The following is a 23,199-nucleotide window of genomic DNA, read 5'->3' on the forward strand; positions in this document are numbered from 1 at the left end:
ACAACAATCAAATAGGTTTCTTCTCTCGCTCCACTTATAAAGAAGCTTTATAAATTGCAAGAACATCATCTTTATTTAATTTTTTAAAGTTACCGAATTCACCATAAGCCATCGCTTTATCCGCCATTAAGTCAATTTCACTTTCTCTAATAGCGTAATCAGCTAATGTTACTGGAGCTTCAATTGAAGTCCAAAATTGACGTAACACCTCAATTCCCTCTAATGCAACCTCTTTATCTGTCTTCCCATCTGTTTCTACATCGAATACACGAATAGCGAACTGTTTAAAGCGACTCACATTTTCATCTATAACATGCTTCATCCAATTTGGGAATAGAATAGCGAGTCCGCCCCCATGCGGTATGTCATGAACAGCAGAAACTGCATGCTCAATATTATGAGTTGCCCAATCTCCTTTTACTCCCATCGCTAAAATGCCGTTTAACGCCATAGTACCGCAATATAAAATTGTTTCCCTATGCTCATAATTTTCTAGATCACTTAAAAGCTTAGGAGCTGTTTCAATTACTGTTCTTAAAACAGATTCACAATAACGATCTTGTAATTCTGTATTCATGCCGTGATGGAAATATTGCTCTAATACGTGCGACATAATATCGACCATACCATAAATCGTTTGATCTCTCGGCACAGACGAAGTATGTAGTGGATCTAAAATTGAAAACTGAGGGAATGTAACTGGACTGCCCCAGCCGTACTTTTCATTCGTTTCCCAGTTTGTAATTACAGATCCTGCATTCATTTCAGAACCTGTTGCCGCAAGAGTGAGTACAGTACCGAACGGTAACGCCTCGCTAGCAAATGATTTTTTCGTTACAATATCCCATACATCTCCATCATATTTACTACCAGCAGCAATCGCCTTCGTACAGTCGATTACACTTCCTCCGCCAACCGCTAAAATAAATTCGACTCCATTGTCTTTACAAATTTGAATCCCTTTCTTTACTGTTGATAAACGAGGATTCGGTTCAACTCCTGTCAACTCAAATACTTCCGCATTTATATCCTTTAAAATAGAAATCACATTATCATAAATACCATTTCTTTTAATGCTGCCTCCTCCATACACGAGAAGAACTTTTTTACCGAACTGTGGAATTTCCGTTTTTAACTGCTCTAACTGTCCTTTACCAAAAATAAGTTTTGTCGGATTACGAAATACAAAATTTTGCATATATCTTTACCATCCCTTCTATATAAAAAGCAACTATACTTTTGTATACCACAATTTTTTCATTTCACAAAAATATTTGCCTAATAAAAAAATCCCAGCCTACAGGCTGAGATTTTTTTTATTGATAGTAAGGTGAGATCATTAAGTAAACAATAACACCAGATAAACTTACATATAACCAAATCGGCATCGTCCAACGTACAATTTTACGGTGACGTGTTAATTGATTCGTAAAACCAAACACAAGTGCAAACAATGCAAGCGGTACAATAATTGCTGCAAGGATAATATGTGTAATTAAAATGATGAAATACACATATTTAATGAATCCTTCTCCGCCAAAATGTGTTGCTGGCGCCAAGTAATGATACGATAAATAAGAAACACAAAATAGCAACGTCGTTGTAAATGCTGCTAGGATGAAACCACGGTGCATTTTCACATTCTTCTTAATAATAGAGTATAAAGCTGCTAATAAGAATACGAACGTAAAGCTATTAAAAATTGCATTTAACATTGGTAAAATTGTTACATCAAAATGTACTTCTCCTTCATAGCCAACAGGTCCAAAGAACAAAAATAAAATAATCGCATTTACAATTACAGAAAGCGTTATCACAATAGGAGCATAGCTTTTCTGATTCGTTGATTGATCCACCAAAATGGTCACTCCTCTTCCTTCAAATATGTATACGTAACCTCACTATTTTAACATATTATTCACAGTGTAAATGTGACAATAGTTTGACACAGTAAGACAGGGCAAAGAAAAAACCCTTCTTAACAATACTTCTTAAGAAGGATTTTATCGCTTTATTATTCAAATAGCAATGCGATTAGTTTTTGTTAAAAAACGTACTGCTATACGCTTGATATATTTCAGACACTTGATATCCCATTAATGAAATTGCTGTTAATGAAAAGAAACCAATCATAAGAAATCGAAACCACATATAAATCTCCTCCTTGTATTTAGCTTAAAAAGCAGTCGCTATATTACAAGTTGAGTGGCACTCTTCATCGTCACTTTCCTTTTTCTTTACAATTGCTGTTATAAATCGAATCATAAAGAAAATCACAAAAGGAAATTGTTCGTAATTTACCTTGGCATAGTTTGGCAACGGCTCGCGCTGCACATCGAACGGAGATGAGAAGGAATAGAACATACCTTGCTCTTCCATATATACAATTACAATTTTCATACAAAACATTATTCCTAGAAATGAAACAATATCTTGCCATTCTGTCGTATATAAAAAGTTATACAGCTCTAATACGTACTCTTCCATCGTCATCCCCCCTTCCTTTTTTACCATTTTGCTCGCCTTCATATAAAAAGTCAAGAAAAAAGTTTATATTCACTATGACAATAGTAATTACTTGTTTCTATGATTATATATGATTCTTTTATAGCAATGATTGGGTGTAACTCTCTTCTAAAACAAGAAATTAGAATCGAACAGATTCCTCATTCTTACTTTTAGGATTCAACAATGTACTATTTTTATTTCTATTAAAAATAAAATAAGAAATTATTATAAGAACAGTAACAAGCATTGTTAAAAGCGCTTGTGAACGTAAAGATTCAATTGCGAGCATGGCAACTAAAACTGCTATAATCGCAGCAATTGTAACATATGTTACATATGGAAAAAGCCACATTTTCACTTTCAAATTTTGTTGTTCCGCTTTCCCCATTTTTTTACGTATCTTGAAATGTGAAACTGCTATAACGAGATAAACGAGTAACGCAATCCCGCCAGATGCATTCACTAAAAATAAAAATACTTTATCTGGAGATATGTAACTAAAAACAACTCCAATGTAAGCAAAGAAAGTTCCAAATAAAACCGCCCGAACTGGAACACCACTACTATTCAATTTCAAAAATGCCTTTGGCGCATCTCCTCTTTCTGCCATTGAAAAAAGCATTCTTGAGTTCGTATATAAACCCGAATTTAAACAAGAAAGTACAGCTGTTAAAACGATAAAATTCATAATTTGCGCTGCCGCTGGTATCCCTATATGTTCCAGTACCGCCACAAATGGGCTTTTTAGTATGTTCGCCGAATTCCACGGAAGGAGTGTAACAACTACAGCGATCGATCCAATGAAAAATACGAGAATACGCCAAATTACACTATTTGTTGCTGTTTTGACTGCCTTTACAGGTTCGGCAGACTCTCCAGCGGCCACTGCAACAATCTCAGATCCCATAAATGAAAATATAACGACGGTGATTCCAAGTAACACCGAACTTATACCATTTGGCATAAATCCTCCTTGACCTACCAAATTCGAAGTGCCAGGTGCTTCCGTTCCTGGTACAAATCCTAAAATAACAGCTAGTCCAAGACAAAGGAACAAAACAATACTTATTACTTTAATAAATGAAAACCAATATTCAAATTCTCCAAATGATTTCACCGAGAAAACATTCGTCAACGTTAATAAAATCGTTAATATTAAGCTTAATAACCAGAGTGGGATTTCTGGAATCCAGTATTGAATAATACCAGCACCTGCTGTAGCTTCTATTGCAATAACAATTACCCAGAAAAACCAATATAGCCACCCAATTGTATAACCTGCCCATGGACCAATTGCCTCTCTTGCATATGTTGCAAATGAACCACTTGTCGGATTAATAGCTGCCATTTCTCCTAGCATTCTCATAACGAAAATAACTAGAAGTCCTGCTAATGCATATGAAACGATAGAACCTGGACCTGCTGAATGCACAACCGCACCACTTCCAACAAACAAACCAGCTCCTATTACGCCACCAATGGAAATCATTGTAATGTGTCGTATTTTGAGGTCTTTCTTAAGATTTTTATCCAACTCTTGTACATCCCCTTCCAAACTTAATTTTGAAATTTACGTAAGAGTATTATGTGAAAAATCTTATCCTATACTTTAAAATATATCAAAATATTCTGAATTTAACAATCGTAATTCGACCTCCTTCAAAAATTATTTCATTAGGTTTAATAATTTCCCATACACAATTGTTGAGAAAATTATAGTCACCTTACAAGAGAATGAATTTTCAGATATTATTAAATAAACAAGATTATACATCTAGACAACTTTTTGTATAGGAGTGTTGATATGTTAAACAAGTTCAAATTCATTTGTTGTACTTTAGTAATTTTCTTACTGCTACCGCTAGCTCCCTTTCAAGCACAAGCAGCAAACAATTTAGGATCAAAATTACTCGTTGGATACTGGCATAACTTTGATAACGGTACTGGCATTATTAAATTAAGAGACGTTTCACCAAAATGGGATGTACTCAATGTATCTTTCGGTGAAACTGGTGGTGATCGTTCCACTGTTGAATTTTCCCCTGTGTATGGTACAGATGCAGAATTCAAATCTGATATTTCCTATTTAAAAAGTAAAGGAAAAAAAGTAGTTCTTTCAATAGGTGGACAAAATGGGGTCGTTTTACTTCCTGACAATGCTGCTAAACAACGTTTTATTAATTCCATACAATCTCTAATTGATAAATACGGTTTTGATGGAATAGATATTGACCTTGAATCAGGAATTTACTTAAACGGTAATGACACTAATTTCAAAAACCCAACGACTCCTCAAATCGTAAATCTTATTTCGGCTATTCGGACAATCTCAGATCATTATGGTCCAAATTTTCTATTAAGCATGGCTCCTGAAACAGCTTATGTTCAAGGCGGCTATAGCGCATATGGAAGCATCTGGGGTGCATATTTACCGATTATTTACGGAGTGAAAGACAAACTAACATACATTCACGTTCAACACTACAACGCTGGTAGCGGGATTGGAATGGACGGTAATAACTACAATCAAGGTACTGCAGACTACGAAGTCGCTATGGCAGATATGCTCTTACATGGTTTTCCTGTAGGTGGTAATGCAAATAACATTTTCCCGCCTCTTCGTTCGGATCAAGTCATGATTGGACTTCCTGCAGCACCAGCGGCCGCTCCAAGTGGCGGATATATTTCTCCAACTGAAATGAAAAAAGCTTTAGATTATATCATTAAAGGAATTCCTTTCGGAGGAAAGTATAAACTTTCAAGTCAGAGTGGCTATCCTGCATTCCGTGGCCTAATGTCTTGGTCTATTAATTGGGATGCAAAAAACAACTTTGAATTCTCTAATAACTATAGAACATATTTTGATAGTCTTTCCTTGCAAAAATAATAAAAAACAACAATAGGTTTTATATGACCTATTGTTGTTTTTTATTTATGTAAATTACTTTTTCACTTCTACATGATGAAGAAATCCTTTTCCATCTCTTGAATAACTATTCACAAGACTTAAAAGCAACTTCCCACCAACCAACATCGCACGTTCATCAAAATCGAATTGAGGATGATGGTGTGGATATGTTGCCCCTATTTCTTCATTACCGGCACCTGTGAAGAAAAATGCTCCTGGAACATGTTCTAAGTAGTATGCAAAATCTTCTCCGCCCATAATAGGTGGTACTTCCATGACCCTTTCTTTGCCAAGATCGTGTTCCGCAACCGTCATAAAATGACGTGTTTCAGCTACATGATTTATTAATATTGGATAGCCTCGTTTATATTGAATATTAACTTCAGCATGAAGGGACTGACAAATCCCCTCAACAACTCGTCTAAATTCCTTCTCCATATATTCTCTCACTTCAGGATCTAACGTTCGAATGGTTCCTGTAAACGTAGCAGTATCCGCAATAATATTATCGGCTTGCCCGGCATGGAATGTACCAACTGTTAAAACTGCTGATTGAAGTGGATCGACTTTTCTACTCACTAAAAGTTGCAACTGATTAATAACTTGTGTTGCAACGATAATAGCATCTACAGTATGATGTGGCATACCGCCGTGACCGCCTCGCCCTTGAATCTTCACTTCAAAAGTATCAGCTGCCGCCATCATTGCTCCAGCTTTCGTTCCAACAATTCCTAAAGGCATCTGAGAAGATAAATGTGTACCAAAAACAACATCTACTCCTTCTAAACAACCATCCTCAATCATGGCAATTGCTCCGCCAGGCTCTTTCTCTTCTGCATGTTGATGAATAAGGACTATTTTTCCTGAAAGTTGGTCTCTGTTATCACTTAATATTTTTGCAACTCCTAAAAGTGTTGCTGTATGTCCATCATGGCCACAAGCGTGCATTACACCAGGAACCTTTGATTTATATGAAACTTTCTTTTCATCTTGAATAGGTAGTGCATCAAAATCAGCACGTAGCGCCATCGTCTTCCCAGGTATTCCACCTTCAATTACGCCGATTACCCCTCTTCCCCCGACATCTGTTTTCACATCAATATGAAAACTTTTTAAAATTTCAGCTATTTTTTTCGGTGTTTCTATTTCTTGAAACGATAGCTCTGGGTATTGATGAAAATCTCTTCGCCACGAAACCATTTGATTGTATAAACTTTCCAATTCTTTATGCCATGTTTCTATCATAGAAATTCCCCTTTCTTTTTAACAGTTTAAATAAAAAATACATAATATTCTGTATTTAATCAATAAAAAAAGAGAACTTTCTTTAAAAGTACTCTTAATTCTTCAAAATATTAAACGTTCTACTTCAGTCACTACTTTGCTTCAATACAAATAGTGAGAGTTCCGGTACACTCAAAAATCTAACAGGCATTCGGGTTGTCCCAATACCACGATTTACGTATAAATGTAACAGCTTACTCTTCCCTTCTAATTCATACATACCTTCAACATGACTCTCAGCTAGTTTTGTAGTAATTAAAGGACCTACAAAAGGAATTTGAACTTGTCCTCCGTGACTATGTCCTGACATTTGAAAATCGACTGGATAACGAGATACTTTATCTACAACATCCGGCTCATGTATTAATAGCATATTGAAATCTTGTTGTCTTAAGTTTTTTAAAGTCGAGTCTATTTGTGGCTTCCCTAATAAAAAATCATCCAAACCTGATATTGTAATATACTTGCCGTTTTCCGCTTTAATTTTCTGCACTTCATTTACTAACACAGAAAAACCAGCTTCCTCCATATACTTTTTGTAAAATAAACTACCGCCCCCACCTCTATCATGATTCCCAAACACAGCATATTTTCCTAGGGGAGCTGTAATTTTCTGCAAAATAACCTTTGCTTCTTCTCTTTCCGCACTATAGGATCCAAACTTATCTATTAAATCTCCTGTAAAAACTACTATATCTGGATGTAATTCATTCATCTTCTCCACCAAATTTTCTAGTTGTTTCAATGTAAAATCTGGTCCTAAATGTACATCTGAGAACTGCAATATTTTTTTATTATTAAACTCTTTAGGAATTGTAGGAGCTTCTATTTCATTCCACGTAACTGTTACTAGTCTTCTTTCTATTTCAGTCGCATAGAAATACAAACTTACTGGTATCATTAATATACTTATGAAACTAATAATAAATATCTTTACGATTGATTTTTTTCGTTCTTTTTTTACATGATGCGTATTCATGTTTTCACCTCTAAAATCACTTTAAATCCTTATTGTTACATTAATGTGACAACATGAACAATGTTCGTTATATCCAATTTCATCCCCATTCACTTTGACAAATTTATACAGAAGTCATATCATATTTTTATCATACATAGATTCTTTAAAATGTTCCTTCTATTCATTCTATCATTTTATTGAGGAGAGATTATTCATGTCTGTATTTACACCAGAAGAAATTACGGAACTTGCTGCTAATTCTGGAAGAAAAAAAGCTCATTTATCATTGCTCCCTATGCTAATTCTCGGTTTTTTTGGTGGTGCTTTCATAGCATTAGGATATTTACTTGATATCCATGTTATCGGAACAATGCCAAAATCTTGGGGATCATTTACTAGCTTTTTAGGTGCTGCCGTATTCCCTATCGGTCTTATACTCGTTATCCTTGCAGGCGGTGAATTAGTAACTGGCAACATGATGACCGTTTCAATGGCATGGCTTCACAAAAGAATCGACTTATTTCACTTCATACGAAATTTAGTTATTGTTACGTTTAGCAACTTCATAGGTGCTATATTCGTCGCTTATTTTTTTGGTCATATCGTCGGCTTAACGGAGGGAGCTTTTTTAGCAAAAACAGTTTCTATTGCACAAGCTAAACTACAAGATACACCACTGCAAGCCTTCATTTCTGCAATCGGGTGTAATTGGCTCGTTTGTTTAGCTGTTTGGCTCAGTATGGGAAGTAAAGAATTTATCGGAAAGATTGTCGGGATTTGGTTCCCTGTTATGACTTTTGTTGCGATTGGATTTCAACACGTTGTAGCCAATATGTTTGTCATCCCAGCTGCAATTTTTTCTGGTCATTTAACTTGGATTGAATATTTTCCAAACTTCATTTTTGTTTTCTTCGGAAACTTAGTAGGGGGTATGTTATTTGTAGCATTACCTTATTTCATATCTTATAATAAGAAACTACCTTCCAATAAAGAGCAAACTGCATTAAAGAAAAAATCTGTATCCGCTTAAATTGAATGTCTATAAATTGGTCCTAAAAAATATTACAAATTTCATTTTTTTTGCGAATATATGTACGTACACTTGTTCTCGAATGTTTTATACGTTATAATAACAACTTAAATAGCATTATTTACATATGAGGTGAAAAACATGAATAAGACAGAATTAATTAAAAACGTAGCACAAAACGCTGAGATTTCTCAAAAAGAAGCTACTGTAGTTTTACAAACTGTAGTAGAATCAATCACTAACTCTTTAGCTGCTGGCGAAAAAGTACAACTTATCGGATTCGGTACATTCGAAGTTCGTGAAAGAGCTGCTCGTACAGGCCGTAACCCACAAACGGGTGAAGAAATGCAAATCGCAGCTTCTAAAGTACCTGCTTTTAAAGCTGGTAAAGAACTAAAAGAAGCTGTAAAATAATGAAAAATAGCCTTCTCATTTATGAGAAGGCTATTTTTTTCATGACATAATTAATAAAAATCTGACCATTATGCTGCTTATTTTGTTCCTTTATGCAAATAAAACCTTTGCTTTCAAAGAAAGGTTTTGCTGTAATACTCGCCTCTGTATATATATCCCTATGCTGCAAGTTCACTGCTTCTTTTTCTAACTTCTGTAGTATGTATGATGCTATCCTTTTTCCTTGATAATCTTTATGCGTAAATAAGCGATCTACGTAATGATCATCATTATAATCCCCAAATCCCACTATCACACCTTTATAATCAGCAACGTAACAAATATTCTTTTCTAAAGACTGTAGCCATCTCTCTCTATCTAGTCGCTCTGGGGCCCACGCCTGTAGCTGTAACTCGTTATAATCTTTTGCATTCACCGTATGAACCGTTTCATAGAACAATTGTAATACTTGCTCTAAATCCTCTTTCTGGAATGTTCTAATTTTAATATCTTTAAACATATGTAAAACTCCTTATCAAACTAACTCTTTTATTTCGGTTATCCGGATAATTATTTCGTGTTTATTTTCGAAGCAGTTTCTTCCACTATATATGATTCTACTTCTGCTCTTTCTATATTATATCGACTTTTCCTTCTAAACGAACAATAAACAATACTTATACAAAGTATTGTTTATTGTAAAAAAGCATATTAAATTCGCTTTATAGCTGAAAGTGTTTAAGATTTCAATTTAACTCTTTGTAATCTTAATGCATTTAATACGACTGATACAGAGCTAAATGCCATTGCTGCACCTGCAACCCAAGGTGCTAAGAAACCGAGCGCCGCAATTGGAATTCCTAGGCCGTTATAAGCTAACGCCCAGAATAGATTTTGCTTAATATTTCTAATCGTCATTTTACTCATAAAAATTGCATCAGCAATACTATTTAAATCACCACGGATTAACGTAATATCTGCCGCTTCCATCGCTACATCCGTTCCGGTTCCAATTGCCATACCGATATCCGCCGTAGCCAGTGCAGGAGCATCATTTATTCCATCTCCAACCATTGCTACTTTCTTACCTTGCGCTTGCAGTTTTTTCACTTCTTCTGCTTTTCCTTCTGGTAATACTTCTGCAATTACGTGATCAATACCAACTTGCTTAGCGATTGCCTGAGCAGTTTGTGTATTATCTCCTGTAATCATAACAACGTCTAGACCCATTTTCTTAAGTCTTGCGATAGCTGCTTTTGAAGTATCTTTTACAGTATCCGCAACAGCCACTATACCAGCATATTCTTTATTAATCGCAATAAGCATTGCTGTTTTTCCTTCTCGTTCTAGCGCTTCCATCGATTTAGAAACTTCTTCAATATCAATATCGAATTTCTTCATTAATCGACGTGTACCAATTAATAATTGTTTCCCTTCTACAACTGATTCGATGCCGAATCCCGGAATCGCTTCAAATGTTTCTGAACTTGGGATAACAATTTTCTTTTCTTTAATTCCTTCTACAATCGCTTCTGCAAGTGGGTGTTCAGAATTTTTTTCTGCCGCACCTACTAAACGTAGTATTTCTTCTTCATGGAATCCATCTGCTACAATTACATCTGTTAACACCGGCTTCCCATTTGTCACAGTACCTGTTTTATCTAGAATAACTGTATCTAATCGGTGGGTTGCTTCTAAATGCTCCCCGCCTTTAAATAAAATGCCATACTCAGCCGATCTTCCTGATCCAGCCATAATAGATGTAGGTGTCGCAAGACCTAATGCACACGGACAAGCGATAACAAGTACTGCTATCATTTTCTCAAGTGCTCCGCCAAAATCACCAGGTGTAACAAATAGCATCCACACTGCAAATGTGATAATAGCAATTACAACTACAACTGGTACGAAAATACCAGAAATTTGATCAGCTACCCTTTGAATAGGAGCTTTTGAACCTTGAGCCTCTTCTACTACTTTAATAATTTGAGCTAATGCAGTATCTCTTCCTACCTTAGTTGCTTTAACTTTTAAAAATCCATTTTTATTCATTGTAGAGCCAATTACTACATCCCCAATTGTTTTATCAACTGGAATACTCTCGCCTGTTAACATCGATTCATCTATCGCTGATTTTCCTTCTACAATTTCTCCATCTACTGGGATTTTTTCACCAGGTTTAACATAGACAACATCACCAGCTACCACTTCTTCGATTAAAATTTTCATCTCTGTTCCATCTCGCACAACTGTGGCAGTTTTCGCTTGTAGTCCCATCAACTTTTTAATAGCTTCTGATGAACGCCCTTTTGCTCTCGCCTCAAATAATTTACCTAAAATAATTAAAGTAATAAGTACCGCACTCGTTTCAAAATATAAATCTGTCATATGTTCTGAAGAACCAATCGACCTAATACTTAAATACACACTATAGAAATAAGCTGCGGACGTTCCAAGTGCCACAAGAACATCCATGTTTGCACTTTTATTGCGTAGCGCTTTATAAGCACCAATATAAAACTGGCCTCCAATGATAAACTGAACCGGAGTTGCAAGAGCTAGCTGCACCCAAGGGTTCATAAGCACATCAGGTAAATAAATAAACGATGTAAATGAGAAGTGGCTCACCATTGCCCACAATAACGGGAATGATAAAATAAACGAAATGATAAATTTCTTCTTTTGTCGTTCAATTTCTTGTAAGCGATGATCAGTTGATCCATCTTGCTCATCTGATTTCACTTCCAATTTATATCCTAATTTCGTGATTGCACTCTTCATTTCATTTACATTAATTTCATCAGGATTAAAATCTACTGTAGCTGATTCCAAAGCGAAATTTACTGTCGCTCCGTTCACACCTTCTAACTTATTTAAACGCTTTTCTACTCTATTCGCACATGCTGCGCATGTCATCCCTGAAACAGTAAACTCAGCTTTATCACTTACAATTCCATATCCTAGCGACTCAACTTTTTCCTTAAATTGTTGTGGATTTGTTTTATGGGGATCATACATTATTTTTGTTTTTTCAAGTGCAAAATTTACATTTGCATCATGAACACCTTCTACTTTTTTCAGGCCTTTTTCAATTCTATTTGCACAGGCTGCACATGTCATGCCTGATATTTGGAGATTGGCCTCTTTTTGTTCATTCATGTCTCTCACCTCTATATACCCTTATAAGGTATAATTTTCAGCAAAATAAATCGTACTCCATATAAAGTACGATTTATTTCTATATTAAAAATTATTATTGAATTTCATAGCCTTGATCTTCAATTACAGCAACGATATCTTTTAACGTTACAACTGATGAGTCGATAGTAACTTCAACAGTTCCTTCTGCTAATTGAACTTTTACTTGTTCAACGCCGTTTAGTTCTTTCACATTACTTTCAATAGAATTTACACAATGCCCACAAGACATACCCTCAACTTTTAATGTTAACTGTTCCATTTAAAATCCTCCTCTTGTTTATTCATTGTTTATTAATCACAACTACATCTTACCATACCCCCCTAAGGTAATCAATGGTTTTGTATCATGATTTTTATTTTTTTGCTCCAATTATGAATTTATATATCTTCTCCTATATAAACAAAAGCCAAGCTAGTCAAATACTAGCTTGGCTTTTATGCTTTTGAAAAACGTTCAAATACTGTCATTAATTCTTCAATTGCTTCGTCACCATTACCATTTTTAATAGCTCCTGAAACACAATGACTCGTATGATTTTTTAAGACACCCATTCCTACTTTTTTCATCGCTGCATTAATCGCAGAAATTTGAACTAAAATATCCACGCAATAACGATCATTTTCAATCATATTTTGAATACCACGGACTTGGCCTTCAATTCTCTTTAATCTATTTATAATTTGTTCTTTTTCTTTTTCTGATCTATGTGTTACTGATTCATGGTCCTTATGATCCATATTATCACCTTCTTAAAGTTTCTCTTCATCCAATAAAACAATTGCTTTTATGAGTATACCAATTATATCATCAAATATCTATGTAGGATACCCCATATGAGTATATTTTCGCTTTATGATTATTCTTAACACATCATTAGCTTCTCAGTCTCAATTAATATGATACCCTTTCTTTTTTTCAAAAAAACAATAATAAGCAGGGATTGTCCATCCCCGCTTATTATTCATCCACAAATATAAAAGTCTCAATTTTCACACGTGTAAATTGAGACTTTTTTCTTCCTATATATAATTATTGCTGATCACATACTTTTGTATCATTCACTACTGAAGTTCCTTCAACGGTTACCGTATGAAAACAGTCATTTACACGAACTGTCACAACATTATCTTGCCGATCAATGATATGATATTCATTAAAATTTTTATTCAGAGCACTGCGAATTTGTTCTCCTTCATAAATTGGAATGCCATGTGATAAAACCCAAATAAGCCCAGCGATAGCAAGAATAGTTTTCATACGATCTACCTCCTTGAGAATATAGTGAACTTTAAATCCGCGCTTTTTCAGCTTTACTAATCATAAATTGAATTAACCAAGCCCTTTTGGAAGTAAGTTCATTTCGTCTATTTTATGTTTATGCTAATTGTGACGGAATTGTGACAACTTTTTGTCTCTTTAGACGAAAAGTTGAAACAAAACGTTCAAAAAGGACAATTCTACTTACGTGAACAAAAAGGCTATGGAGAATTTCCTCCATAGCCTTTTTGTTCAATTTTATTAAATGACCATTTCACTATGCTTAATCTTAAGCGTTTCAATTTGAATTGTAGCGTGTTCAATATGGAACTCCTGTTTTAACATAGTAATAATATTTTGAAGCACTTCTTGATCGTCCTGTTTTTTATCGATCATTACATGGACACTTAATGCATCTAATCCTGATGTAATTGTCCAAATGTGGAGATCGTGTATATCACGTACACCCTCTACTTCTTTAATAGCTTGCTTAACTTGTTCTATCTCAATTGAAACAGGTGTACCCTCCATAAGTATATGAATGGAATGTTTTGTTACTCCCCATGCACTCTTTAAAATTAATAGCGCTACAATTACTGAGATAATTGGATCTGCAATATACCATGAAAATAAAGACATAAGTGCACCAGCTACTAACGCACCAACTGAACCTAAAGCATCTCCAAGAACATGTAAATATGCGCTACGTAAATTGACGTTATTTTTCACATCACCTTGTCTCATAAGAGCCCCTGCACTAATTAAATTCGCTAGTAAACCAATTGATGCGATTAACATCATTGGACCACTCGCTACAGTTGGTGGTTCAAAAAACCTTCCGATTGCTTCCCACACGATAAGTCCCGCCACAACAAATAATGTAATTCCATTAATTAATGCAGCTAAAATTTCAAAACGATAATATCCATACGTTTTTGTAGAAGTAACTGTTCTAGCTGCTAATCCAATGGCAATTAAACTTAATAATAACGAACTTGTATCACTTAACATATGTCCTGAATCAGATAATAAGGCTAAACTATTTGTAACTAGTCCTCCAAAAAATTCAAGAAACATAATAATTGCCGTAATTACTAATGCCGTAATTAAACCTTTCTTATTCCCTTCTCTACTCTCTTCAAAATGGTGATGTCCGTGGGAATGCCCATGATGTTGGTGACCGTGATGATGTCCCATATAAATTCCTCCTTTTATTAATCTATTAACATTTGTTCTGAAATTCACCACTTCTATCTGTCTATTGCTTTTATTAATATAGAAACGCGGCTTTAATCCATTCTCATACCATTTTCTAATTTTTGATTTTCAAACGACTCTTTTCCTACTCGAATCGAATTTGTCGGACAACTTTCATATGCTGCCACCATTGCATTCAAAAATGTAGTTGGAATTCCAATTATTCCTTCATTGTGATCTAATGCACCAAATGCTTTACTTTTACAATCCAATTGATATATATCTGGTGCTATAGAGCAGCATAATCCACATGATTCACAAGTTTCTTTATTTACAACAGTATAATGTAACAATATTTGTTACCTCCATTAATCTCATACAATACTAAGGTAGGGTATATAGAAATGATTATTTTACACTATTTTTCTTTCTATCACTTCTCCTTTTCCCCTTAAATAATAATGACATATCGGTTTTAAATCGTTATCTAATTCATAAACTAATGGTGTTCCTGTTGGAATGTTTACATATTCTATATCTTCATCTGAAATTTGATCTAAATGTTTTACTAAAGCTCGTATTGTATTTCCATGCGCTGCAATAATCACTTTTTTTCCACCTTTTAAATTAGGGGCTATTTCTTCATCCCAATATGAAACAACTCGTTTTTCTGTATCTTCTAGATTTTCTGTAAGGGGAAACTTATTTTCTTTTAAATCTCTATACTTCGGATGTGCCGCTTCATATCTCTCATCATCTTTTGTAAGAGCTGGTGGGCGTACATTTGTTGAACGTCTCCATAAAGTTACTCTCTCATCACCATATTTTCTCGCTGTTTCTTCTTTATTTAATCCTTGAAGTGCACCGTAATGTCTCTCATTTAATTTCCAGGTTTTATGAATAGGTATCCACATCAAATCCATTTCCTCAAGAGTAATCCACAAAGTACGCATCGCTCTTTTTAAAACAGATGTATATGCTATATCGAATGAGAATCCATCGGCTTTCAAAATCTCCCCAGCTTCTCTTGCTTCTCGAAGACCAGCATTTGATAAGTCTACATCCGTCCAACCTGTAAACCGATTTTCAACATTCCATTCACTTTGTCCGTGCCGTATTAAAACTAGCTTTACCATACTTATTATCTCCTCTCCTTTTAAAGTTGCATTTTCATAAAGAAGTATCTTTATGAAAATGCATGATTACATATCAAGTTCTTTCTTGTTCATTTCACTACTATGACTAAACGCTAATTCAATTAATCCATTTACGTGAGAGTCATCTAATGAATAAAAAACAAGTTTCCCTTCTTTACGCTTTTTCGCTAATCCTATTGTTTGTAATAGTCTTAAATGATGCGATGCCGTTGCAATACTGCTATGAATAATACTTGCGACATCTCGTACGCAAAGCTCATTTTCCGTATACAGCGCATAAGCAATTTTCAAACGTGTTTCATCTGCAAGTGCCTTAAACATTTTCGCTACACTACTTATATTTTCTTTCTCCAACATGTCACTTGCATGCTTTACTTTTTGCTCATCGTGATAACAAAGTTCACAATGTTCTTCTTTCATAAGTAACACCTCTTATTCAAGTATATATTTGATTATGTATACAGTATACCTTATTAACCGAAAACATTCAAATGTTCATTTGAATGTTTTCGGTTATCCTAAAAAAAAATTATAAAAAAAGAATCCTAAATGACTTTGGATTCTTTTCTATTATTACTTCTCTTTAGAAAAACAAAACTTCGAAAAAACCTCCCATATAAGTTCATTTCTACTACATACCCCTACCTTTTCAAAAATGGATTTAAAATGATCTTGAACTGTATACGTAGAAATATGCAATTCTTCCGCCACGTCTTTTGTTGACATTCCTCTAACAATCCCTACTATCACTTGCTTCTCTCTTTGAGAAAGACTATAAGAATCTGCAATAAGGGGAAAAACTTCTTCCGGCCTCGCTCTTTCAAACAAAACTATATAGCCATCATTACAACTACCGTAACCTTCTAACCTACTCGCGCGAATAACTAAAAATTGTCCACAAGATAAACCAATACCTACCATTTCCCCTTCATCTGCTGCTTCCCTATTAGATTCGTTGGCTTTCACTCTTGAACAAACCGCACGTATTGGCCTTGGAACGTCATCTTCATTCAATTGTTCATATGTTCTAAGAGTGGATAGCCACGCCTTTCCATTTTGATCCCAATATAGTAGGTCAAATTTTTCATTTAATATAATCGTACCCGTTCCTACTACTTCCACTTGTTCCTCTGAACATGTTATAAATGATTTTCTTAATGTATCTCCCACAATAGAGCTTATTTTTGATAAATACTCACATTCATTTTGTTGAAAAGATACTCTTGTATTATCTCGAAACAAACTTAAGTGTCCAAAACATTTTCCTTTACTCATACAAACCACTCTTACTTCATCTATAAAACCGGCTGGTTTTAAAATATTTCGATACCTAGCGCTTTTTATCGGATTATCATTTGTGACAATACGTATCGCGCCAACATGGGGGGCCTTTCGTGCTAAATCTTTAAATTTGTTGTAATCATCCTCTAAAAATTCATTCATAAATAACAGCGAATGCAGCTGTTCAATTATTCGATCTGTATATGCCCCGGTTGATAAAAATGTGCGTGGGTCTATAGCGGTGAAGCAGGAAGCATCAAATGGAATTAACTTTTTTAATATATTTAAAAACCCTTTTTGGAATTGTCTAGTTGAGCTCTCGCTTTTCATTAACACTGTTATTTCTTTCGTTGCCTGTTCATAAATCATCTTTATTCCCCCCAGATTTATGGGATTGTTTCCTCTAACCATTTCATTTCATAATAAAGTGAAACTTTATTGTAAAAGAGGAGGTTAAAAAATGAGCTGGAATGATTGTACTGTACATATGTATGAACGAACAATTCCGTTGAAAATCCCTGGATATTTTACCCTATAAGAAATGATGAATCATTTCTTATTTACTACACTCCCTAAAGAAAATATGAATCCAAAGTTACTAATTATAGGTGCTGGTGGTGGACAAGAAATCCTCTCAATAGGCAAACAAAATAGCAATTTTTATTTTACAGGTGTTGATCCATCTGAAAGCATGCTACAGTTAGCTAAAAAAAGAATTGAAAACGCAGGCATACAAAATCAAATTCACTTTGTACATGGAACTGTTCATTCATTATTAACCAATCCATTATTTGACGCTGCCACCTGTATGCTTGTTCTGCACTTCATCCCAACTATGAAGGGGAAAAAAGAGTTACTTAATGAAATTAGTAGTCGCTTAAAGACCGGTGCTCCATTCTTTCTCTCTTCAATAAATGGTATACCCCATACAAGTATGTTTTCTGCACAATTAAATGCTTGGCGCAACCATATGATGCAAAATCAAATTCCATTAAAAGATTGGGAACGATTTGAAAATTCTTTTGAAAAAGAAATGTTTCCTATTTCTGAAACAGATTTACTAACTATCATGGAGGAATGTGGCTTTACTCAAATCACTCGTTTTTTCACTAGCTTTTTAATTGATGGGTACGTGGCAATAAAACAATAATGAAAAAAGGTAAGCAATTGCTTACCTTTTTTCATATACGTCTTCTACACTTGACTAATAAATCGCAATCCTTTACTTAAAGACGTTGGGACAACAGATGCGTGATTCTCCCCTTCCGCTTCATAAAACTTAAATTTAAGTTTATCATGTGTTACTTGGAGAAGGCGCTCTGATAATTCATTTGCACCTACAACCATATGCTCTCGTTCTAGTGACCCAACTGTAAGGAATACCCCTGTTTCAAACTTAGCATTGTTTAATTCATTTATAAGGTTCTCTTCTTTTTCAAGTACGGATTGATTATTCCACCAAATAGACGGACTACTAATAAAATAATTTTGAAAAGCATTTACATTTGTAAATAGTACATGTAATGCAAATAATCCACCTAGAGAATGTCCAAATAACGTTTGTTTCTCTTTATCAATTTCAAAATTATTTTCAATTTGTGGTTTCAATTCTTCTTCAATAAACGTAAAGAAGTTATGTGCCCCTCCTGTTTTAGGCCACGGTTTACCATCCGGTTTTAAAGGAGCATCTTTTGAAATTACGCTAGGCGTAAAATCATAGCATCTTTCTTCACCTGAAAATGCCCCTTCAATACGATAACCAATACCTACTATAATGGCTGGTGAAACACCTGTTTTTTCTGCTCTAACTGATTGTATTTTAACCGCTTCATGGAATGTTTGAAAAAAGGCATTGCCATCTAATACGTATATAACAGGATATCCTGACTCTGGTGCCGGCTGCCTCGGCTTTGAAATATGAATTTGATATTCCTTACCTTCTAATTTTGAATACATTTTCCACTGTTCTGTATTAGATGTAATAATCTGCTGTTTTTCAATAGTAGTATTCATCTTACATCCCCCCTTCTTAACTCGTTACATATATTTCTACTTTCTCTTCTTGAGATATAACGCTATCGTATCCAAAACAAACAGGAGACCCATTATACGGATCAATCATGACACGCGCATCAATATGAAATACTTCTTTTAATACTTCATTTGTAATAATCTCTTCGGGGCTTCCAGTTGTAACGATTTCCCCTTCCTTCATTGCAATAATTTCATCTGAAAACCTCGCTGCATGGTTAATATCATGTAATACCATAACGACCGTACAATTATGTTCTTTATTTAACTTCTCCACAATTTGTAATACATCTAATTGATGAGACATATCAAGATATGTCGTTGGTTCATCTAGTAGTAACACTTCTGTCTCTTGTGCTAATGCCATCGCTAGCCATACTTTTTGTCTTTGTCCACCTGATAAATTCGCAATTTGTCTCGTTCGAAACGCTGATGTTTTGGTAATATCTAATGCCCAATCAATCATTTCTTTATCTTTTGAAGTTAACTTATTCACGTTATTACGATGTGGATAACGCCCATAAGAAACCAACTCTTCTACCTTAATCTCTCCCGGGGCAATCGGATTTTGCGGAAGCAAAGCTAACTGTTTCGCGATTTCTTTCGTTGAAATCGTATTTAAATCTTGTCCTTGTAAATATACTTTACCGCTTTTTTGTTTTAAAATTCTTCCCATCGTTTTTAATAATGTCGATTTTCCGCATCCATTTGGACCTATAATTGTCGTTACTTTTCCCTTTTGTATTTCCACATTTAAATCGCGAAACACTGTAAGTTTTTCATAATTTGCTTCCAAGTTTTTTGCACTTAAAATATTCACTTGTATTTCCTCCTCTTACGCTTTCGCCTTATAAAGTAAATATAAGAAATACGGTACACCGACAATAGCAATAACAATCCCTACAGGCAATTCTGCAGGCATAAAAATTGTTTTTGCGATAAAATCTGAAGCAATTACAAGTAGCATCCCAATTACTCCGCATGTAGGAATTACATATTTATGTTGAATGCCAACAAGTCTTTTGGCTATATGTGGCGCCATTAGACCAATAAATCCAATACTTCCTGAAACAGCAACACATGCACTTACAAGTCCAATACTGCTTAATAATAGAATAGACTTCTCTCTTTCTACTGAAACACCTAGACTTGTAATACTCGTTTCTTCCAATTGAAATAAATCTAGCAAATAAGCTTTCTTTTTTATAATTGGAATTAATATAATAAGCCACGGCAACATTGCAATAATGTATTTCCAGTTTGCATTATATATGCTACCTGAAACCCAGACAGCTGCCATTTCAAAGTCAGTTGCTTTCATTTTCAATGATAAATACATAGAAAACGCTCCGAAACCTGACCCTATTGCGATCCCTGTTAGTAACAGACGCTGTGAATCTAACTTTCCATTTCGCCAAGAAAATATATAAATTAATATAGCCGCGCCTAACCCTCCAACTAAGCCAAACATCGGCATCATCATTATAGAAATCCAATCCGTACTCTTTATTTGTCCTTGGAAAAAGAACATAAAAATTACGATTGCAGTTCCTGCACCAGCATTTACTCCTAAAATACCCGGATCTGCTAAACCATTTCTCGTAATCCCTTGAATAACAGCGCCAGCTATCCCTAGACCTAATCCTACTAGGCCAGCAATTATGATTCGCGGCAGTCTAAAATCAAATATAACTAAATCATGTTCTGGGACTGGATCAATCCGAAAAATTGTTCGAAAGACGTCCATAATTGTAATATCAAATGTACCATTCGTTAAGCTAATATAAATGGTACATAAAATTAAAAGTATAATAGTACCCATAGTCATTACAAAACGCTGACTTGAGCCTTTAAGCATGTCTCTCTCCCCCTCTTGTACGAATTAAATAAAGGAAGAAAGGAATTCCAATTAGAGACGTAACAACGCCTATTGGTGTTTCAAATGGATAGTTTACAAATCTGCTTAACACATCACATAAAGCAAGAAACACACCACCAATTACTCCAGCACAAGGCACAATCCATTTATAATCTACACCGATTAAAAAGCGGGTAATATGAGGAATAATTAGTCCTACAAAACCTATTTTCCCTACTAAAGCAACTGCTGTGCCAGTCAGAAATACAACAGATAAAATTGCAGTCATTTTTATAATTTTCGTACGCTGTCCTAAATTAATAGACACTTCTTCTCCCAATGAAAGGATTGTAATAGATTTTGAAATAAGAAGTGCTAAAATAATACCAACTATACCAAAAGGAATTGCTAATTTAAGTATATTGGGATCTACTTGATCTAATTTCGCATTGTACCAAAAACTAATATTTTGAGAGACTTGAAAATAAGAAGCAATTGCGGCAGAAAGACTACTTAAAAATGTCCCTATCACGGTTCCTATAATTGCTAATCTTACAGGTGACAATCCGTTTCTAAGCAGTGAACCAAATCCAAAAACAATCCCCGCGCCTAATGCTGAACCCAGCATAGAACATAAAATCATGTTGACTGAAGACATTCCCGGAAGGAATACCATACACATTGTAATAACAAAAGCAGAACCATCCGTCACACCCATAATAGAAGGGGATGCAAGATAATTCCTTGTCATCCCCTGCATAAGTGCTCCTGATATGGCTAGAAAAGCTCCAACTAAAAGAGCTCCAATTACCCTTGGTAAACGAGATGTAACAATAATATTATGATTTACATTACTCGAATCAAAATGAAACAATGCATTCCACGTCGTTTCAAAATCGATATTTTTTGTCCCATATAAGATAGATAAAATAACAGTAAGTAAAATACATATGGGTGCTAAGCATAAAATTATCATTGGAAGTGAATTTATTTTCCGCATATCATTCAACGCACCTTACTAATTTTATTATTTAGTCAAATTTTTCACTGCTTCTTTTAAAAATACTGTTTTACTCCAAGCAGTACCACCTTGTGCAATAGGATCTACAGTATTTACAAATACTTTCTTCTCTTTTACAGCATTTACACTTTGCCAAATTGGATTACTTTCTATTTCTTCTAGTACTTTTGGTTTATTATTTTCACTTGCTTCATATTGTAAAAATACGTAATCTGGATTTATTTGAGCCAGTTGTTCTAAAGAGAGTTTCTCTTGCGCTTTTACATTTTTAAGTTGTTCTGGAGCAGTTAATCCAAGGTCTTTATAAATTACAGGGTTGAAGTATACTCCTTCTGGATAAACGAATAATGTATTCGCTCTTAATCTTATTACAAGTACCTTTTTATCTTTTAACTTATCTCCAATTTTTGCTTTCGCTTTTTCAGCGTCTGCTTTATAATCCTTAATAATTTTTTCTGCTTTGTCTTTTTTACCAGATAGTTCTCCCATTAATTTTAAGTTTTCTTCCCAATCTGTAGAAACATGTGATATTGGGATTGTTGGAGCTACCTTCGTAAATTTCTCAGCCGCTTCTGCTGGGAATTTCGTACTTGATGTAATAACATCAGGTTTTAATTGAAGTAATGTTTCAAAGTTGGGTTCCATTTTCTCACCGACAGATTTCGCACCTTCTAAATCTTTTGCAACGTTCCCTGGTAATTTCCCACCAACCGTAATTGCACCTACCGGTTTAATTCCAAGTACTGCCGCATCTTCCATTGACTCTAAACTAGCTGTCGCAATTTTATCTACTTTTGCTGGTACTGTATATTCTTTACCTAAATATGTAATCTTTCGCTTTTCGTCTTTTTTCGTTTCCGTAGCCTTTGTCTGTTGTTTTTGTTCCCCAGAAGTTTTGTCTGCACTATTACATGCTGCTAAACCAACACTTAAAACTGTAACCATCCCTAATGTAAATAACTTCTTGTTCATCTTTATATATCTCCTCTCGAAATCTTCAAATATATTATTTCAACAATGAAACTTAATTATATGAAACATAATCCTCATCTATATTTCACATCATTAATAAATCTACGTAAAATGGAGAGCCATTCTCGTTCACTTCCCC

The 23,199-nt window shown here is 34.7% G+C and carries 24 protein-coding genes and 1 pseudogene; 4 read left to right on the top strand and 21 right to left on the bottom strand.

What is annotated here, in order from left to right; translation table 11 throughout:
- Positions 1-34: 34 nt before the first annotated feature.
- From MHH59_RS18580 to gabP, 4 genes are all read right to left on the bottom strand, one after another.
- Positions 35-1,198, bottom strand: coding sequence for an iron-containing alcohol dehydrogenase (locus tag MHH59_RS18580; RefSeq protein ID WP_201056819.1), 1,164 nt, complete (start codon positions 1,196-1,198; stop codon positions 35-37).
- A gap of 118 nt (positions 1,199-1,316) precedes the next feature.
- On the bottom strand, positions 1,317-1,859 hold the full coding sequence (locus MHH59_RS18585; protein ID WP_000228316.1) for a DUF420 domain-containing protein: 543 nt from the start codon (positions 1,857-1,859) through the stop codon (positions 1,317-1,319).
- Positions 1,860-2,175: 316 nt separating this feature from the next.
- A complete protein-coding gene (locus tag MHH59_RS18590) occupies positions 2,176-2,514 on the bottom strand; it encodes a hypothetical protein (RefSeq protein ID WP_078175321.1) in 339 nt (112 codons plus the stop codon).
- A 133-nt stretch (positions 2,515-2,647) separates the two neighbouring features.
- On the bottom strand, positions 2,648-4,042 hold the full coding sequence (gene gabP / locus MHH59_RS18595) for a GABA permease (protein WP_000360102.1): 1,395 nt from the start codon (positions 4,040-4,042) through the stop codon (positions 2,648-2,650).
- A gap of 270 nt (positions 4,043-4,312) precedes the next feature.
- Between gabP and MHH59_RS18600 the strand changes: the two genes are divergently transcribed.
- On the top strand, positions 4,313-5,395 hold the full coding sequence (locus MHH59_RS18600; protein ID WP_340852083.1) for a chitinase: 1,083 nt from the start codon (positions 4,313-4,315) through the stop codon (positions 5,393-5,395).
- Between the two features lie 54 nt (positions 5,396-5,449).
- Here MHH59_RS18600 and MHH59_RS18605 read toward each other — a convergent pair whose 3' ends face one another.
- Positions 5,450-6,661 (bottom strand): M20 metallopeptidase family protein, encoded by a 1,212-nt coding sequence (locus tag MHH59_RS18605; RefSeq protein ID WP_002128635.1) that lies wholly within the window; start codon positions 6,659-6,661, stop codon positions 5,450-5,452.
- Between the two features lie 124 nt (positions 6,662-6,785).
- On the bottom strand, positions 6,786-7,679 hold the full coding sequence (locus MHH59_RS18610) for a metallophosphoesterase (protein WP_002167779.1): 894 nt from the start codon (positions 7,677-7,679) through the stop codon (positions 6,786-6,788).
- Positions 7,680-7,875: 196 nt separating this feature from the next.
- On the opposite strand from MHH59_RS18610, the gene MHH59_RS18615 reads away from it, so the two are divergent.
- Together MHH59_RS18615 and MHH59_RS18620 are read left to right on the top strand one after the other, a co-directional pair.
- Positions 7,876-8,691, top strand: a complete 816-nt coding sequence (locus MHH59_RS18615; RefSeq protein ID WP_340852088.1) for a formate/nitrite transporter family protein — start codon at positions 7,876-7,878, stop codon at positions 8,689-8,691.
- Positions 8,692-8,832: 141 nt separating this feature from the next.
- Entirely contained in the window at positions 8,833-9,105 is a 273-nt protein-coding gene (locus MHH59_RS18620) for an HU family DNA-binding protein (protein ID WP_002033657.1), read from the top strand.
- A 19-nt stretch (positions 9,106-9,124) separates the two neighbouring features.
- On the opposite strand, the gene MHH59_RS18625 is transcribed toward MHH59_RS18620, so the two are convergent.
- The 10 genes from MHH59_RS18625 to MHH59_RS18670 form a co-directional block, all read right to left on the bottom strand.
- Positions 9,125-9,604, bottom strand: coding sequence for a GNAT family N-acetyltransferase (locus tag MHH59_RS18625; protein ID WP_002033656.1), 480 nt, complete (start codon positions 9,602-9,604; stop codon positions 9,125-9,127).
- Between the two features lie 218 nt (positions 9,605-9,822).
- Entirely contained in the window at positions 9,823-12,243 is a 2,421-nt protein-coding gene (locus MHH59_RS18630) for a heavy metal translocating P-type ATPase (RefSeq protein ID WP_002128640.1), read from the bottom strand.
- Positions 12,244-12,337: 94 nt separating this feature from the next.
- The gene (copZ, locus tag MHH59_RS18635) at positions 12,338-12,544 is read right to left on the bottom strand and encodes a copper chaperone CopZ (protein WP_002033654.1); all 207 of its coding nucleotides are present in this window, start codon (positions 12,542-12,544) and stop codon (positions 12,338-12,340) included.
- Between the two features lie 176 nt (positions 12,545-12,720).
- On the bottom strand, positions 12,721-13,023 hold the full coding sequence (locus tag MHH59_RS18640) for a metal-sensing transcriptional repressor (protein ID WP_002014668.1): 303 nt from the start codon (positions 13,021-13,023) through the stop codon (positions 12,721-12,723).
- Between the two features lie 292 nt (positions 13,024-13,315).
- Complete coding sequence (locus MHH59_RS18645; RefSeq protein WP_000849103.1) at positions 13,316-13,543, bottom strand: hypothetical protein; 228 nt, start codon at positions 13,541-13,543, stop codon at positions 13,316-13,318.
- 261 nt (positions 13,544-13,804) lie between these two features.
- A complete protein-coding gene (locus MHH59_RS18650) occupies positions 13,805-14,740 on the bottom strand; it encodes a cation diffusion facilitator family transporter (protein ID WP_002167777.1) in 936 nt (311 codons plus the stop codon).
- A gap of 92 nt (positions 14,741-14,832) precedes the next feature.
- On the bottom strand, positions 14,833-15,093 hold the full coding sequence (locus tag MHH59_RS18655; RefSeq protein ID WP_078178286.1) for a ferredoxin: 261 nt from the start codon (positions 15,091-15,093) through the stop codon (positions 14,833-14,835).
- 60 nt (positions 15,094-15,153) lie between these two features.
- On the bottom strand, positions 15,154-15,876 hold the full coding sequence (gene gpmA / locus MHH59_RS18660) for a 2,3-diphosphoglycerate-dependent phosphoglycerate mutase (RefSeq protein ID WP_033731155.1): 723 nt from the start codon (positions 15,874-15,876) through the stop codon (positions 15,154-15,156).
- A gap of 66 nt (positions 15,877-15,942) precedes the next feature.
- On the bottom strand, positions 15,943-16,317 hold the full coding sequence (locus tag MHH59_RS18665) for an ArsR/SmtB family transcription factor (RefSeq protein ID WP_002066747.1): 375 nt from the start codon (positions 16,315-16,317) through the stop codon (positions 15,943-15,945).
- Between the two features lie 153 nt (positions 16,318-16,470).
- Positions 16,471-17,547, bottom strand: a complete 1,077-nt coding sequence (locus MHH59_RS18670; RefSeq protein WP_002128649.1) for a helix-turn-helix transcriptional regulator — start codon at positions 17,545-17,547, stop codon at positions 16,471-16,473.
- A 91-nt stretch (positions 17,548-17,638) separates the two neighbouring features.
- Between MHH59_RS18670 and MHH59_RS18675 the strand changes: the two are divergent.
- A pseudogene (locus MHH59_RS18675) lies at positions 17,639-18,328 on the top strand (class I SAM-dependent methyltransferase).
- A gap of 44 nt (positions 18,329-18,372) precedes the next feature.
- On the opposite strand, the gene MHH59_RS18680 reads toward MHH59_RS18675, so the two are convergent.
- Genes MHH59_RS18680 through MHH59_RS18700 form a run of 5 tightly spaced genes read right to left on the bottom strand, consistent with a single transcriptional unit; the run spans position 18,373 to position 23,060 of the window.
- Complete coding sequence (locus tag MHH59_RS18680) at positions 18,373-19,191, bottom strand: alpha/beta hydrolase (RefSeq protein ID WP_340852095.1); 819 nt, start codon at positions 19,189-19,191, stop codon at positions 18,373-18,375.
- Positions 19,192-19,207: 16 nt separating this feature from the next.
- Positions 19,208-20,029 (bottom strand): ABC transporter ATP-binding protein, encoded by an 822-nt coding sequence (locus MHH59_RS18685; protein ID WP_033731158.1) that lies wholly within the window; start codon positions 20,027-20,029, stop codon positions 19,208-19,210.
- Between the two features lie 15 nt (positions 20,030-20,044).
- A complete protein-coding gene (locus MHH59_RS18690) occupies positions 20,045-21,067 on the bottom strand; it encodes a FecCD family ABC transporter permease (RefSeq protein ID WP_002087982.1) in 1,023 nt (340 codons plus the stop codon).
- On the bottom strand, positions 21,060-22,067 hold the full coding sequence (locus tag MHH59_RS18695; protein WP_002066739.1) for a FecCD family ABC transporter permease: 1,008 nt from the start codon (positions 22,065-22,067) through the stop codon (positions 21,060-21,062). Before MHH59_RS18695 ends, MHH59_RS18690 begins: the two co-directional genes overlap by 8 nt.
- A 27-nt stretch (positions 22,068-22,094) precedes the next feature.
- Complete coding sequence (locus MHH59_RS18700; RefSeq protein ID WP_002087985.1) at positions 22,095-23,060, bottom strand: iron-hydroxamate ABC transporter substrate-binding protein; 966 nt, start codon at positions 23,058-23,060, stop codon at positions 22,095-22,097.
- Positions 23,061-23,199 lie beyond the last annotated feature (139 nt).

The sequence above is a fragment of the Bacillus sp. FSL E2-0195 genome (assembly GCF_038003645.1).
In the GTDB taxonomy this organism is placed as follows: Bacteria; Bacillota; Bacilli; order Bacillales; family Bacillaceae_G; genus Bacillus_A; species Bacillus_A mycoides.